Here is a 17,214-nt window from a genome sequence, read left to right as displayed (position 1 = left end):
TATTGGTTAAAAATTAATATCTAATTAGTGTTTAAATTTATTTAGAGGCTAGTGTTGTTTGTAAAGCATTGATTTTGGAGAAATGACTTCCTACGGATGTCGATGATGATTTTTTTCTTAAATCGAGTTGATAAGAAAATCGAAACATCACAACAGAAAAATGGTTAAATGCTCTACGGATTTTACCGTTTCTTGGATCTGTTACATTAATTTCCCGATATTTATTACCGATATTGAATTCTGTTTGCCTCATATAACTTAGACTAGCATTTGCTCTTTTAAAAGGTCTAAAACGAACCCCTAAAGTGATTCTATGAGCATGAAGGCCGTTAGGAGATTGTTTAACTACTTTTTCTCCTAATTCATCTCTATATTGTAGAGGTCTTCCGGATAAGTAATAATGAAATTCATTTGTAATAAACGGAGTGGTTTTAAAAGGTAAACCCCAATTACCACGATGAACTCGAAATCCATAACGTAAGCGGTATTCGAATTTACTTCGTTCGGGGAAATGCCATTCTCCTCTAAGGCTATTTGCAATACGAAATTTGCCTAATTTTAGATCTAACCTAAAACGACCTGTAATTCTATTTCTGGCTTCCTGATCAGGGTCAGAAGGGTCAGACGATCTAAGGTAGCCTACTCCAAACCGAATTCTCTTATTCAATCTGTAGGAAATATTGGCACTATTTTGCAGAGAGGCCAATTCGAATGGTTCTTGGCTAAATAATAATAATTGACCAACGTTAAGCCTCCATTCTTTGGTAAGTTTTGCCTGAGCACTATGTCCAGTCCATACCTTAAGATCTTCTTGTCCCATGGTCGCGGTAACGAAAAAATAGAAGAAGAGTATAGTTATTATTTTTAGTTTAGTCACAGTAGTAATATCTAATGAGTTAATACTTTGTTGATATGTTACCCTTATAAGAGAGAAAGGGTAATAGTGTGACAGACTATTTTTATTTTTTTTTTAGAAACGTCTAAAAAAGAGAAGAGGAGGACTGTGAAAACATAATTTTGATACTTATTTTAATCGTTTTGAATAGTGCCATATGAAAAAGAAAAGTACAAATAACCCCACTATTACTATCCAAATAGTTGGACTTATGGACTCTTTGGTTTTGTCAATTTCACCCAATAAAATAAAATTAGCCCAATAATAAGGGTGTTTTTTGTTTGGCTCTGTTCTGGAAAGATAATCCAGTTTGGATTGATGTAATGCAAGGTCTTTAGGTAAACCGTCATGTATGTTTTCTAAAAAAGATGTAGTGATGGCTATAGAACTTGCTTCTGTAGCATTCCATAAACTAGACATAATGTTGTGAGCACCTCCTAATAAAAATGATTTACTCATTCCTTGAACTCCTTCTCCACTGTATATTTTTCCGCTTGCAGAATGACAAGTACTAAGAAGTACCAAATCTGCATTTAACCGATTTCCATATAGATTTTGGGCAGAAAGAATAAATTCTTTCTGGTTGTCATCAAAGAGTATACAAGATCTACCTGGATCATCCAAATCGACTAAGCCATGCAGGGAAAGATGAATAATATCTGCATCAGAACTATGTTTTAAAAAATTTTCTAATGAAGCTTCATTATCAATATACATTTCTCCATCAAAAATAGCTGCTCCTCTTTTTATTTCTTCATCAGAAAGAACAAGTTGCATCAGGTTTTCACTTCCAAAAAAACGTTTACGGGCTTTTAATTTTTGATTGAGTTGACCACTATATCTTGAACTAAAACCGATATAACTCTCCAGAAATGACGAATTTTGTTTTCGAAATAGTAAAGCTACCGAATAGGAATAGGAGATCGTGTAATCTTCAATTAAATATTTTTTAGTCTTGTTATCGCTATCGATTAGTGCTTCAAAAGAGAGTTTGTGTAACTGGCCGTCAGGAATTATACATAGACGTTTTATGTCTTTTCCAATCTTTTTAATGCCTTTTTTGAGACATCTCTCGAATATGAGTTGAGAAAGCTTTTCTGATACTTCTGACTTTGGATCGTGGCATTGTGTAATAAAGTTATCCAGCGCTTTTATAATAGTTGGATCATAAGGAGTAGTAATTGAAAAAAAATCATTTTTGGTTAACCAAAAACTATAGATATTGTTTTCAGAAAGAAAGTATTCTACTACCGCCATATTGCTTGGTAAATCCCCTTGTATATCTTTCAGTTTTGGAGGCCGGATAAAAGTATATTTCTCTTTAAAATAGGTGGGCTCTTTTTGTTCAATTTCTTTAAGATAACTATCTAATGCATATTGAGCTTTGGTATACACTTGTAAAAGAGAATCTTTATCATCCGTGGCTTCAGAAAGTAATACTTGTTGGGCATGCATTTCTGCACGTAAATCTTGTTCATGCTTCACTATTTCTGGAGAAACATTGGATTGAAATGCGTCTGCTTGATTCAGTTCGTATTGCAAAACTATTGCTTTAGTTTTGGAGGAAAAATAATACGCTTCTTTAAGATAAAAAGGATCTCCGGTAATTCGATGTAGTTCCAAAGCATCTTCAATAGCCTTGCCATAATGTTCAAATTTCAGGTTTAAAAAATCTAATTTGGATTGTTCAAATTGAAAAGAAACCAAGCTTCTATTAATTACCGAATCAATCTTATGTTGGGTACTCAAAGCTTGTTTAAGAAATTTTATATCTTTTGATCTTTTATATTTAGCTTTAAATATTTTTATTTTTAATTCAATTAGTCGTATTAAATGTTTGTTATCTAGTGATTTAGATGTTTTTATAATAGGTAAGTGTTCTTTGTCAAAACTCGCATTAGGAACTAATATGTCAAAGGCTTTATTTAGATTATGATTCCCTTTTTCTATATCTCCTTTTCTAATAAATATATCGCTAAGATTTTCATAGGCATGAACTATTGACAATTTGCTTTCTCCTTTTTCAATCATAGTATTTCTGATATCTAATGATCTCATGAGGTTTTTTTCGGCAAGATTAAATTTTTCTTCTTCTAAATATATCATTGCCATTAATTCGAGGCCGATTGCAAAGTAATAGGGTTTATTTTCATTAGTTAATAAGTTTAAGCCCTTTTGCGCCATTTGTTTTGCGGTTTTATATTCCTTGAGCTCTAGATGGGTTGTTCCGGCATTTAGATATACCCAGGCTAAATTAAGTTTTGGAATTGTTTCGGGAAAGTTTTCATGAATAGATAAAGCTTCATCAATATACTTTTTAGCCTTTTCATATTCTTTGAACTCCTTGCTCATAGCAATAAGATTATTAAAGACCTCAAATTGCTTAGCTTTAGTGTTATCTTGTTGTTTATACAGGTTTATTGCATTTTTAAAATATAATTCAGCACGAAAAAGATCATTTTTATTCTTATAAAATTTACCAATACCATGATATTTATTTGCTAATTTATAGCTAGAATAAAGTGTGTCGTTTTCAAAAATGTAAAGAGCTTCATCTAGATATAATTTAGCTGTTTCTATATCATTAAGATATTGGTAAGAAACCCCAATATTGTATATAGTATTAGCTCTTTCTGAAGGAGGAACCTTAGCACAATTTTCCCAAGTATTTAAGACTTCTTCCTTAAAATAAGCTATCGCTTCTGATTCTCTATTGAGAAGATAATAAGATACACCAATTTTGTGCGATATCTTTCCTTTGTAATAACAATCCAACATTTTGTAACCTTTTTGTTTTACTAGGTTCTCAATCAATTGTAGATTATCTTCATAACGCTTCTGTTTGATATTCTGATTAATTTCTTGATAGTGTTTATTAAAAAAATCATCATTTTGCACAGTTGCCATAGACATTGAAGTATAAAAAATGAAAATGCAAATGAAAGGTATTTTTAAAATCATAATTCAATCTCTTTTAGTGCAAGGAGTATATGTTTCGAGTAATTTTTAGGGAAAAATAGTATTAATAAAATCACTTAATACCTTGCGAATTCAATAGCTTTACTATTAAAAAAATCACTAATTCTTGTATCCATGCTGTTGGATGCAAGAATTAATGAATTTTAGATTTGAAAATACCCAGAACGTACAGCGGGTTTAGGTAATGAGAACGTTGTGGTTATTGTTTTATTATAGTATGCATCGTTGTATTGCTTTCTGTATTTACTTTAATAAAATACATTCCCGGTTGTAGCTGATCAGTTTGTGGTAAGTCAATTTGATTTTCTCCTGGAGAGATATGAAATTGATTTTTTAATGTTAATATTCCGTTTTGATTATACATTGAAACGGTGATTTGTTGTTTTGAATCTTCTTTAAGGTGCAATTGAAGTATTTCTTTAAAAGGATTTGGGAAAAACATAGATTTTGGTTTGGAAATTGTAGATCCGCTAGATTTATTTATTGGGAGTTGACAAGCATTATTAAGTTGTTCGAATGCTGCTTGAAAGTTAATAACACCATTGGAAACTACTTTTTCAAATAAATCTGATGAGGTAGTAGAAGTGTTAATTAAAGAACATTTAATTTGTTGGTAGTTAAATGGAGATTGATGTGTGGCTAAAATTGCCGCAAGTGCTGTAACATTTGCAGAAGAAAAAGAAGTTCCTGATTGGCTGGTTATAGCTGCATTTAAACCAGGGCCAGGAATATTTTCACCTAATAAGGCTACATCTACTCTTTGTTGCCCATAGCTACTAAATTGGCTTAGCTTATTATCACAATCTGTGGATGCTACAGATAAAATATTATCGTTAGGATAGGAGGCAGGAAACGAAATAATATTATCTGTATCATTATTTTCATTTGTATTACCCGCGGCTGCTATAATCATAGCACCGTTTTGCTCTGCGTAGTCGATAGCTAACTTTAGTGGCTTATCTGTTGGGTTTACATTGTAGTTCTGGTAACTAAAACTAAAATTTAGAATATTATTACCTTCGTTTACAGCATCTAAAATAGCAGGAATGAGATTAGAAACATATCCTCTTCCTAAATGATCATGAGTTTTCCTAATATCGAACGAGATAGGAGAATTTGTAGTTCCTTGATGATGTAAAAGGTGTTGTATAATGCCTGCAATATGACTACCATGACCATTTTGATCATTGGGTATTGAGTCATTGTCAATATAATCATATCCGGTATACTTATCTATATTAAAAGAATATCCTGGGAAATTTGCATCTGATTGCGTACTAATTCCCGTATCGAAAATAGAAATTTTTATAGGATTTGTACCCAGCGAATATTGGGGGACTATAGTATTAAAACAGAAGTTTTGTATATCTACAGGAGGGTTGGGTACAATATGACCAATATTAAATTCAACCCCATCGATATCAGTTTTTCCTTCTGCAGACTGTACTTGTCCATCTATATTCGTAACGGTTTGGCCATGTGCAGAAACATATGGAAATTGGGTAGTATTCCACAATCTTAGATTGATTTCTTTTCGATACCAAATTTCTTCAGAATTTAATTCACTTAATAAGTCATTAACTGCACTTTGATTAATTGAAGGATCTAGTGTTACAAAATATAAAGTAGGGTGTTTAATAATTTCATCTTCATCTTCATCATCATCATCATCGTCATCGTCATCGTCATCGTCATTATTTTTGGATATATCCACTGATTTGGGCACATGGTTTTGTGTAGTGTTTTTTTGCTGACCTAGAATTGGGAGTTGAAACAATAATAAAAGAATTAGGATTAAAATTTTTTTTAGAGTTTTCATGTTCAAGTGAGTTAATGGTTTTTAATTGTGTGAAATGGTCTTTTTAAAGCGTACTATAGCATGGCATTCAAAATAGAGAGTGACTATTCTGTGCCTGATAATTTCAGTTTCTAACTAGTCTTAGCGCTATTTTTGTAGACTTAGTTAGATACTGTTTATTAAAAATTAGAATTTACATTTGGTGTCGAATATCCTATTATGTAAAGAATGTATAATCGTGTTTAGTTATTCTTCATTGAGTTTTTTTAAGAATTGTTGTGCATCTTTATATTTCCAATCGGTATTGCGAATTTTCTTCAATTGTATTTTTGCTTTTTCATTTTGTTTGTTGAGTATGTATGCCAAAGATTGATACCAATTTAGCTCTTGTTTAAACCTATTGTTGTTAAGGTTGTTCTCCTCAAATTTTTGGATAGCTTCAGTATATTGCTGATTTAATAGTAAAGCTAATCCGTAATAATATTGATCTTCTTCATTCGCAATCCTCAGATTTTGGAAATGTTTAACTGATTGCTGATATTTTTTACTATTAAATGCCTGAATCGCCAGTATTCTATTTTGATCTTCTTCTATAGAACCTTTAGAGGCACCAGGGTGCAATATTTCTTGTTTATCCAGATATTGCTGTGCCATTGCATTAGAATCTATAGAAGGTGTACTTAACAACTGCAAGGTTACAATTAAACTGATACAGGCTGCTGCTGCCAAGAAGATTTTTATATACTTAGAGGATGATGTCGTTTTTCTTTTTCCATTTTTACTTCTTTGTATATCATAATCATTAGCTAGTATTTTTTTCCATTTGACTCTTAAATCATTATCATTTTTCTGCTTTAGTATGTCTTCAAAGATTTGATCTTCTTCTTCTTTAGAGATATCAGGGTCTAAAAGTTTATTTAATTTATCCTTCATGACTATACAATTTTTTTTAAACTAAATTGTTCTTTGAGTTGTTTGATACATCGCTCTTTTTGTTTTCTTATTGTTGCTGGACTCTTTTGGGTTTCTGTGGCTATTTCTGACAGTTTCATTTTTCCATAAAAATGCCAGGTCAGTAGCTTTTTACAAGAATCTCCTAATATTTGCCAAGCATTATTTAGTAAGCTTAACTCTTCTGAATCGGTTGATTCTGTTTCGGTTTCTTGAGCCAAAGTAATTACGCCTTCAATATTGGATGTATTTTTTTTAAGATTTCTAAATAACATTTGCGAAGCCATTTTTGTGAAAAGGAAGCGAAGGTTTCCATATTTTAATTTTCCATCTACAAATCGTGCTCTAAATTCGATTAAGGCATCCATTGTTGCGTCATATGCATCTTCACGGCTTGATTTGTGTTCTCTACATAGATACTTCATGGTTTCTTCAAATTGTTTTAGAAAGACTTGTTCAAAAAAATGCGAATCATTTCTTTTTAGATCTGATATCAGTTTTTCAAATGATGTCTCACTTAGTCCAAAATTTTTATGTTTCATTCTTATTTGGTTTAGTCTCCAAAGGGGTACATAAGATATAAGACTAATTTACTAAGAAAAAAACGGTTTCATTATTGAATTATGTATCCATATAAGGTGCGAAAATGTAAAACGTGACAAATTTTAGTTAAAAATTGTTAAGTTTTTTTATTTCCGTGTTTTTCAGTTCATTTAGTCAAATAATTGTTCATTTACATATGAACAGTTCAAAAAGAAATTACCCTAACTGTATTATGAAAAAAAATGTAGTTATGTTCCAAAATTTAGGCTGAGTTTAATTTTATAAGGTTCGCATATTTAGGTATGGTATATATAAATCAGGCTTCTATGTAAGTAAAACCCTCTTGAAATAACAAGAGGGTTTTACTTAGATTATCTTTTATGGATAATATTTTAAATGCTTTTGAGTAGTATTATGCAGCTAATACCCTGGTAGGCATTCCATATATTTCTATCGCAGGTTCTAGGGTATCCTCAGTAAAAGAAGATTGTAAAGATTCTAATACATTATAATTAAACCATATGGATATTAGTCTGTAAGGAATTTCTAATGAATCTTTTAACCCCAATTTAGAATCTTCCATATGAACCCATCTTTTAAGGGGTTGCTCATATATTTTATTCATGATTTCTGTTTTTCCGAAATGTTTCTTCATTTTGATAAACATTTCTACATCGAATAACCATCTGCTGAAGAAGCTTTTATTGAAAATCACAGGAACCAATTCGGCTTTAAATACTTTAGCACCACATTGCGTATCCTGAATGGATAATCCCAGTATCAATACAATAAGAATATTGATGAATTTTGATATTATAGCTCTAACTCCGTTTTTTTCGATGTTTCCTGAAGCTTCCTTTGCTCTGGAACCAAAAACAAAATTTAATCTTCTATTTGTTTTCAACGTTTTTAAAAGCCCGTCAAAATCTTCAAAATCTGTTGATAAATCTGCATCTATAAAACCAATAAATTCCATATCTCCTCTACTATGTAAATATCTGGCACCTGCTCTTACTGCAGCAGCTTTACCTGAATTTTTTTTCATATCAATAATACTCACTTTATGGGAATTATGAGATTGAATATCTTTTAACACTTCTAATGTGTTATCCTTACTTCCATCATTCACAAAACATAAATGAAAATTGTTTTCTTTTTGAACAAAATTAACAAAGGCAGCCACATTTAATCTCTTTTCTTCGTTATAGCAAGGTATGATGATTCCAGTTTTCATAATAGATTATTTTGGGATTATGTTTCAAATGTAGCAGTGTCTTGGGCCTTAAAAACAGGTATTTCGGTGAGCAGAAAATTGCTATCGACGAATGGTTTTTATCGAAAGACATACCATTCGTCTAAACCCAAACCTTTGTTGTATATTTAAATCGAAAACTACGGCGAGTCTTTATGGATAAATCCACAAATAAGTATTTAATTAGTGCATTACTGGTTGGAGTAATCTTTCATGGTACTTCAATATTTTTTACATTAGAGTCTACCTATGATGCACTGATTCATCTTTTTTTTGGAAATCATTATGCAAATAACTGGTTCGAACCTTGGAATTATAGTTGGTATACTGGGTTTACAGTCATGGGATATCCACCTTTGGTACATCAAAGTATTGGATTACTGTCATACATAGGTGGATTAAAGTTTGGTCTGTTTACTGTTGCTATTATTGGGATTATTCTTTTTATAACAGGAATATATCGTTTTGCTTTGGTGCTAACATCAAATAGGAATGTTGCCGGGTATACAGCTATCTTTGCAGTGTTTTCTTCTACTTTTATAGAAACACTACACGTTTTTGGTCAACTTCCTAGTATAATCGGACTTTCTATTTTACTTCATGCATTGCCAGAAATTTATCTTTGGATAAAAGTTGGTAAGTATAAGTATTTAGTAAATGCTTTAAGTCTTCTTGCAGTAACAGTTACTTCTCATCATGTGACTCCAATTTTTGGGATGGTATTTTTTATTTTCCCGTTAATAGGAATGATCATTATGGATGCATCCAGAGAGCAGGTAAATTCATATAAAGAAGTTAGGTTTTTATTGTTCTTTAAAACATTTCTGTCTCTTTTTAAAAGAATTGTAAGCTTTGGTTTTGGATCATTATTGTTAATCATAATTTGTATTCTTCCGTATTGGATTAACACCAAAAACAATCCTATTACCCAGGTACCTATCCCTCATGGTTCAAGAGATAATTTTTTTGAAGTTACTTCTTCTGGGCTAGTGTTTTTTTTAATTCCATGGGGAATTTTATTGTTTATTCTTCCTTATGTATGGTATCGATTTTATAGTAAACGATATTTGTTTTTTGGTTTATCATTTACCCTTTTAACAATTTTAGGAACAGGTGGAACAACACCAATACCTAGAATGATGTTAGGAGAAAATGCCTTTAATATTCTTACACTGGACAGGTTTACATTGTGGGCATCGATTATGGCATTACCTATTTTTGGGGAATTTGGTTATCGTTTTATAGAGGGTGATCTTAAAAAAAGTATTCAGGATAGATATGGTGGGGTATATCGCAGAATTTTAGGAGGTTTATTTATGGGGACTTTTGTATTCATTGTTTTCTTTACTATGAGTCTTGGGTATTTTAGACCTTTTCAGCCTCAAAAAATTAAAATGCTACCCATTCTTAATTTTTTACAACAAGATCAACATGATCATTGGAGGTATTTACCTTTGGGATTCGGAGATCAAATGGCATGGCTATCTGCTCAGACTAATGCAATGACGGTTGATGGAAATTATCACTCTGCACGTAGATTGCCAGAGTTAACTACAAGAGCAGTTGAACGACTAGAGAATTCTAAGTTTAGAGGGGTAGAAGGAATAGGTTCTTTACAGCAATTTCTTACCGTACCCGAGAAATACAATTTAAAGTATGTATTCTCTAATGATAAATTTTATGATCCTATTTTGTATTTCTGTGGATGGCAAAGGTTACGACAGTTAGAAAATGGAATTATGGTTTGGGAAAAATTAAATGTACCTCCATTATCCAGTATTTTACCCAAAGAAGATGTTCCGATGTTTCAAAAACTGATGTGGGGCCTTATTCCTGTTGGAACTGTGTTGTTTGCATTCATTATTAATATACAATTGATTTGGATTCATGGATTAAAATCAAAACAAAAGAGCTTTCCTGTTTATTTTAAATTCGGAATTCCTTATGAAGGGTTTCATAAAGGAATTTTAAAAATATCTCATCTATGGGGAGGTGTAATGATTATTGTTTTTGGAATAGGGTTTTATAAATTATATATAAAAAATGCAAAGCAAATTAGTCCGGTTAACGTAACAGAATCCTATTATGATGCATTGGATTTTAAGGAATTTGAACGTGCGTATTCCTACCTGGATCCCAGTAGTGATAAAACCAAAGATCAATTTATGTTAGAGATTGCTGTTACTGATGGTTTGTTAAGTTCGTATGCAAAACTGGATGAGATTAAAGTAAATATAACAGACAAGACTGATAGTACAGCCAAAGTAAAAGCGCTAACGAGTTGGATTACGCCTTTAGAAAAGATAGATAAAACATTCTATCATGAATTGGTGAAAAAGAATAAAAAATGGTTTGTAAAACCATCTCTCTATGATTTGGATATTCCTCCAGATCAATTATTTGTAGAAAATACTGCAGAATATCATAACCACGGAAGACGCAGAATAAGCTCAGAGCAAACATATCATGAAGATGTATTAAAACAACCAGTTTTAGAAGTGTTGTCTGCAAAGATTGTCACTTATGAGGGGCGACATGTGATTATAGGTGAATTGCAAAATATTGATAATGTACCGGCAGATGTTGTTATAACCGGTACATTATATGAAAACGATATACTATTGGCAAGGTATAATGCCAAACATCAAATGAAGCATAAATTGATACCAAAAGAGACCACTAGTTTTCGTGTTAATTTTGAAGGAATCGCATGGGTGGATCAAAAAGAACGTAAGCCAGAAACCTTTAATCCAGACGAATTTACCCCTATGGATTTTGAAGACAAACCAAATACATTTGATTTACAATGTGCAGGAAATGTAGCCACTGTAGACTTATATAAGGGAGTTGCGATTAATGAACTTTCTGTTCAAAAAGATCATGTTGAAGGAGTTTTGTTTAATTCGGGTTTGCAAGAAGTTACAATCCCCTTATTATTAATCTCCTACTATGATGAAAATAAAGAATTAATATGGGTAGATCACCAATATCTTCCAGAAGGTATTCGACCACAGCGAAAACAGTATTTTGACTATAGATTTTTAAACTTGTCAGAAATAGAAAAAGGAGAAAACAATCTAAAGAATGTTTTTGTAAATGGCTTGTCAAATACTGTCATTAGTGATAAAGTAGTCCCCGAACGAAAATATGATCATCAATTTGCATCAATGATATCAGTAGATGGAAAAGGATTTAGTTATATAAAATTAGAAATCAATACATATATAGGAGCCCCTAAATAATGAAGGTGAAACTACGACATATAACTCCTCTTTTAATTGTACTGGTACTGTGTATAAGTATAGCATTTACAACTGTTTTGGAGAAGACAGAGGAGGTTTCGGCTGCTTTAATCACAAAAAAAACGATGTTTAATGCAGGAAGCATCATTATACTTAAGTTTAAACTTAATATACCTTCAGAAACTCAGCTTTTTGTACATTCATCTTATGGAAGCACAGTTATCAATCCAGATACACACCAAGGGAGTCAATTTACAATTCCTTCGTTTATAGCAAATAAAAAAGGAATAGTAACGTATACATTGTTTTATCAATCCAAAATACTTACTCAAGGAGAAATACAAATTACTTCAAATGAAACAACCCAAATATATCTAGAATCTTATATTGGTCCGCCAAGTATCATAGCAGGTGGAAAAGATTATACGATGCATGTGGTTGTCCCGACAGATGCTTATGATAATCCATTACCAGATAGCACTGCAATAGTGATGAAGCATCAATTCTTAGAGACAGAAAAAGAAAGGATCATATATAGTAAAGACATGATAGGATGGACGAATATATTCTCATACAATCCATCGGGAAGATTATTATTATTTTCTAAGGTAAATAAAAAAGTTTCTAAAGAATTTTCTGTTGATGTATTCCCTGCGTTACCCGAAAATTTTCAAATACGCAGTAAACGTAAACATATGTATGCTGATGGAAATCAAATTACTCAATTTATTACCTCTGAGATAAAGGACGAATATGATAACGTTATAAGCGATGGTACATTGGTGGATTTTGTAATTAAGGATACAAAGGGAGTAATGTTGCACACCCAGGGAAGTACAATTAATGGACAGGCAATTGCCAAAATGTTACACCCAGATAAAAAAGAAACCTGGGAGGTTAAAGCTTATGTGCAGGGAATGGCAGAAAGTAATACGCTAAGCATAACATATACCCAGGTTTTGGAGGATTTTAACGTGCAATTCAACAATAATAATCGTGAGATTATCATAGGGCCATTACAGAGTTTTATGGAGCAATTAATTCCAGATGGAGCTATGGTGAGGATGGATATTTTTAAGGAACAAAAAAAAATCGATACCAAGATCAAAACTACTTCAGAAGGAATAGTTAGATTTTTACTTCAAGAAGGTTTTTATCCTTCTGGTAGTTACGATATTCAAATTAAAGCTTTAGGAGTTCAAAAAGAATATAAGAAGACAATACTACAATGACAAGTTGGAACAGAAATATATATAGATCGTTTATTATCATTTCCTTTATAGGTATTGTTGTTTTGGTACTTTTCGGAATTAGCCAAGTACTATCATATCTTAACACAGGAGCAGATAGAACCTCTATGCTTCATCTAGCAGTGAGCAAAGAGCAGGTGTATTTACCTAAATTAGAATGGAAGGATACCATAAACCCGGGACGTCCAATAGAAAAACAAACATTGCTCGATATAGAACACGATTATCTTAATGCCTGGTATATACGTAATGCGGCATATCAAACAAATAAAAAAGAAGGAATAGAAGATTATTATACCAAAAGTGCTCGGCAAAACCTCTTAAAATCAATAGGTTCTAATAAAAAGAAAGATATCGCAATACATGGTACAACGATTCATCACAACATTGCATTAGATTTTTATAGTGCAGATGGGCAATTGGCAGTATTATCTGATACAAATGTAAAAGAATATCAAAGAGTTTACAAAGGTGATGAAGTACTGCTCGAAGCAGAACTACGATCAGATTATCAGGTTATGTTAATGTTAGAAGATGGGTTCTGGCGTATCCGTCATATAGTAAAAGAAGAACCCCGACCATTAGATACAATATTACAAAACAAAACTTTGGCCAGAGTGATAGGGGGTAAGATTGTTATAGAGAATCAAGAATATCAAATTAAAGGAATAAATTATTATCCCCAGAAAACACCATGGAATATGTTTGGAGATGATTTTGATATTGATGTGATCGCTAAGGATTTTGATATTATTAATGATTCGGGCTTAAATACGATTCGAATTTTTGTGCCGTATGAGGTTTTTGGTAAAGCAAAAGTTGAAACCGAAAAATTAGATAAACTAAGACAAGTACTTGATAAAGCCAAGGATAAAAAACTTAAAGTTATTGTTACGCTATTTGATTTTTACGGAAATTATTCTGTGTTAGATTGGACATTAACACATAGACATGCAGAACAAATTGTAACTGCTTTGGCAGATCATGAAGCTATTCTTGCATGGGATATAAAGAATGAACCTAATTTAGACTTTGAGAGTAGAGGGAAAGAAAATGTAGTAGCATGGTTAAAGGAAATGATATCACAAATAAGGCAATTTGATCCAAATCATCTGGTTACAATCGGGTGGTCTGATGTAGAATCTGCAAGTTTACTGAAAGAAGAAATAGATATTGTGTCTTTTCATTACTATAGGGATATCAATAATTTTATCGAAGCCTATAATCAATTGAATACCCAAATAAATAAACCGATGGTATTACAAGAATTTGGATTACCGTCAAGCAGAGGGTTTTGGAGTCCGTTTGGTCCTTCAGAAAAAGGACAAGCAGAGTATCATAAACAATTTCAAGAGATAATTAAACAAGAAAATATACACTTTCTTTCTTGGACATTATATGATTTTGAAGAAGTTCCGAGTGCTGTTGTCGGAAAATTACCCTGGCGAAAACATAAACAAAAGCATTTTGGGTTTATAGATCGCAATGGAAATAAGAAACCTGCTTTTGAATTTATTGCAAACTAAAAGCATAAAAGACTCATCTAAATTATGTAAAAAGACCTGGGGTTTGAGAATCTGAATATAAATTAACAAAATTATATGTTAATGTTTAAGTTAGAAAGTTAAATTTTGTTCTAGGAATTCGACCGAATACAATAATGCTAACCCTTTTTTTAACATTTTTTAAAGTTTAATATTTTTCCTTTTCAAAACTTTATTTTATGCTGCCTAACTTATCAGTAATCAAATAGATGATTGTTAGTTTTTCAATTATAGTAATTCTATAGGATTGTTATGTTTTTACGGGATATCCATTCTTACGAAAAGGTTTTGTTACACCTTAAACCACCCGCTATTACTGGGGTTGTTAATTTTTTTGTTTTTTGAATTTCCATATATTCGACTCATAATTTAAACATAAACTCAAACTTTTTACATTATGAAAAAAATTGCTTTTTATGCCTGTCTAGGTTTAGCTACCCTAGGTTTGGTATCTTGTGAATCAGAAAAAGATAACGTAGAAGAAACTGAACAACTATTAGTTGCTTCTCAAATCAAATCTTTAGGTTTTAGTACTGAAGGTATGTATAAAACTGAAATGAATGGACAAAATGGTTTTGTTATAGAAGGAGATATTTTCTTAAATAAGGAAATGATTGATGACCTTTTAGAGAACAAAAAGGCAGAAACTAATGGAGTGAATCAAAAGCACTATGTAACTCCTAATCTATTACCAAGGAATAGGGCAGTTACCATTGATGTGTTTTTGGACCCCGATTTTAGTTCAACGATGGTAGCTGCTTTTAATGAGGCATTACTTCGCTATAACGAGTTGGATTTAAATCTTACATTTAGAAGAACTTTTCAGGAAGGTAGTTCTGATATTGCAATATTATCAGAAAACATACCCAATACCCCAAGAGGAGGTACTGTTTTAGGTCGAAGTGCTGGATTTCCAAGAAATGAAAGACCTGCTACTCCGATCGTATTAAATTCTCGGGTATTTGGAGGTACAAGTGTACGTGCAGATGCTCCTACCGTTATTGCGCATGAGATTGGTCATGCCATTGGTTTTCGTCATACAGATTTTGCAGATCGCTCCTTTAGTTGTGGTGGAGATTTTGATCCAGAAGGTCGTTTAGGAGCATTATTTGTTCCAGGGACACCTAGAGGAGCAGAAGCTGGTTCTTGGATGCTAGCATGTAGTGGAGGAACTGATCGTCCATTTACAGCTTCGGATAGAACAGCATTGAGGTTTGTGTATTAAATAGACAACAGTATATAAACTTATTTACATTATTGAAAAAGCGGAAAGTATCGAAGATCTTTCCGCTTTTTGGATATTATAATTAAAGATATATTTTACAAGGATGCTTGTTCATATGTCTTTTTAACCTTAGGTTTTTTTTCTTCTTTTATAGATGTAAACTGGTCTATATACATGTTAGTAATTTTACTCATTGGATAGGCTGTTGCTGCTTTATAATTTGCTTTTTCTAATACATTCCGATATTCGGGATCTAAAACAATTTTTTCTATAGCATCAGCTAAGCTATCTACACTTTCGGCATCAAAAAACTCTCCTTGATACCCTTCATCTTTTACTAAAATACTTAGATCACCCAAATCTGGCATCACTACAGCTTTTCCATAGCTCCCCGCTTGATGTAATACTCCAGAACTACCGGTAGTAGAAGTGTAAGGGAATACAACCATAGCGCTTTCAGTAAAAATACGAGGTACATCGACTTCATCTACATAACCAGTAAATGTGAGTTGAGGTACATGAGCGTACTTCTTTTTCATTGATTCTAAATATCCAGGAACGTTTGGGTTATCAGTTCCTGCAATTACAATCTCGAGATTAGCATCTGTTCTTGAACGGATTTTTTCGACCGCTTCGATCATAATCTCAACCTTTTTGTAGGTGCCAAATTTTCCAAAGGTCATTATTTGTAATGGTCCCTCAGGAAGAATATATTTTGGCTCTTCATGGAGTTCAAAGGTTCCATGAGGAATTTGTACTACGTTTTCAACTTTATATTTTGCTTTTAGGATATGTACATACTTATCAATGGTTACAGCAACAATATCAGCAGATAAAATAAACCGTGTAAGCATGGTTCCAATTCCATTATAAATTTTCTGTAAAATTTTATTCTTTGTGAACCCAGAATTTTCCAGATCTACTTGTTCCATGATATTATGCAATAGAACAATGGTAGGTATTTTCTTTAAAACACATCGTTTCGGTAGCAATAACCCAAGTGCAGCAGCTATTTTTTTATCTCCAAATTTCATGAACTGAAGGTTAAACAATACAGCATCTGGTTTTGTTTGCTTTACAGCTTTCATTACAGAGAAAATATTGCTATAGCTATTAAATTTCCAACATTGCTTAACCGTAATCTTACATCCTTTTTCTTCGAACTGCACATCAGCCTCTTTGGGAGTAATATCGGTTAATAAAATAACTTCAGAAACCTCGGTATGCTGTCTAAAATATTTTACCAGGTGATATGCATACTCATTTAAGGTTACTTTACTAGGTGGGTAGGCAGTTACAATAGCTAATTTCATCTGTAAATGTTTGTGTTATTTTTTTTGAACTAGACAGAGACGAAGTAAAATCGTAAAGAAATCTTATGGGGTAGTATAGGTTTCAAGATTTTAGGACGAATGGGGTAGTACGTCTTTTTTAATTTAATTGATATACAATTTATAATAACCTTGTTAAAAAAGCAACTGAAATCTTATAATAATAAGCACCTTCGGTGTTTTTTAGACAACTTTTGTAAAAAG

Annotated in this window: 11 protein-coding genes; 4 read left to right on the top strand and 7 right to left on the bottom strand. The window is 32.1% G+C overall.

Annotated elements, in window-relative coordinates; translation table 11 throughout:
• Positions 1-37: 37 nt before the first annotated feature.
• From DK442_RS01035 to DK442_RS01010, 6 genes are all read right to left on the bottom strand, one after another.
• A complete protein-coding gene (locus DK442_RS01035) occupies positions 38-820 on the bottom strand; it encodes a DUF2490 domain-containing protein (RefSeq protein ID WP_109433984.1) in 783 nt (260 codons plus the stop codon).
• Between the two features lie 204 nt (positions 821-1,024).
• Entirely contained in the window at positions 1,025-3,802 is a 2,778-nt protein-coding gene (locus DK442_RS01030; protein ID WP_160114001.1) for a CHAT domain-containing protein, read from the bottom strand.
• Between the two features lie 271 nt (positions 3,803-4,073).
• On the bottom strand, positions 4,074-5,693 hold the full coding sequence (locus DK442_RS01025; RefSeq protein ID WP_109433982.1) for a S8/S53 family peptidase: 1,620 nt from the start codon (positions 5,691-5,693) through the stop codon (positions 4,074-4,076).
• A 225-nt stretch (positions 5,694-5,918) separates the two neighbouring features.
• Positions 5,919-6,605: a tol-pal system YbgF family protein gene (locus DK442_RS01020; RefSeq protein ID WP_109433981.1), complete on the bottom strand. Its 687-nt coding sequence runs from the start codon at positions 6,603-6,605 to the stop codon at positions 5,919-5,921.
• 2 nt (positions 6,606-6,607) lie between these two features.
• Positions 6,608-7,165: an RNA polymerase sigma factor gene (locus DK442_RS01015; protein WP_109433980.1), complete on the bottom strand. Its 558-nt coding sequence runs from the start codon at positions 7,163-7,165 to the stop codon at positions 6,608-6,610.
• Between the two features lie 413 nt (positions 7,166-7,578).
• The gene (locus tag DK442_RS01010; protein ID WP_109433979.1) at positions 7,579-8,400 is read right to left on the bottom strand and encodes a dolichyl-phosphate beta-glucosyltransferase; all 822 of its coding nucleotides are present in this window, start codon (positions 8,398-8,400) and stop codon (positions 7,579-7,581) included.
• 173 nt (positions 8,401-8,573) lie between these two features.
• On the opposite strand from DK442_RS01010, the gene DK442_RS01005 reads away from it, so the two are divergent.
• From DK442_RS01005 to DK442_RS00990, 4 genes are all read left to right on the top strand, one after another.
• Positions 8,574-11,660: a hypothetical protein gene (locus DK442_RS01005; protein ID WP_109433978.1), complete on the top strand. Its 3,087-nt coding sequence runs from the start codon at positions 8,574-8,576 to the stop codon at positions 11,658-11,660.
• Positions 11,660-12,892: a hypothetical protein gene (locus DK442_RS01000; protein ID WP_235010877.1), complete on the top strand. Its 1,233-nt coding sequence runs from the start codon at positions 11,660-11,662 to the stop codon at positions 12,890-12,892. The genes DK442_RS01005 and DK442_RS01000 overlap by 1 nt, the downstream gene beginning before the upstream one ends.
• Positions 12,889-14,436 carry a cellulase family glycosylhydrolase gene (locus DK442_RS00995; protein WP_109433977.1) on the top strand — a complete coding sequence of 516 codons (1,548 nt, stop codon included), beginning with the start codon at positions 12,889-12,891 and terminating at the stop codon, positions 14,434-14,436. The genes DK442_RS01000 and DK442_RS00995 overlap by 4 nt, the downstream gene beginning before the upstream one ends.
• A 415-nt stretch (positions 14,437-14,851) precedes the next feature.
• On the top strand, positions 14,852-15,679 hold the full coding sequence (locus tag DK442_RS00990; protein WP_109433976.1) for a M57 family metalloprotease: 828 nt from the start codon (positions 14,852-14,854) through the stop codon (positions 15,677-15,679).
• A gap of 95 nt (positions 15,680-15,774) precedes the next feature.
• On the opposite strand, the gene DK442_RS00985 is transcribed toward DK442_RS00990, so the two are convergent.
• Positions 15,775-16,992: a glycosyltransferase gene (locus DK442_RS00985; RefSeq protein ID WP_109433975.1), complete on the bottom strand. Its 1,218-nt coding sequence runs from the start codon at positions 16,990-16,992 to the stop codon at positions 15,775-15,777.
• Between the last annotated feature and the right edge of the window lie 222 nt (positions 16,993-17,214).

The organism is Aquimarina sp. AU119 (assembly GCF_900312735.1).
Lineage (GTDB): Bacteria > Bacteroidota > Bacteroidia > Flavobacteriales > Flavobacteriaceae > Aquimarina > Aquimarina algiphila.
Note: the sequence above shows the minus strand (reverse complement) of the source record. Positions and strands in the feature narration are given on the sequence as shown.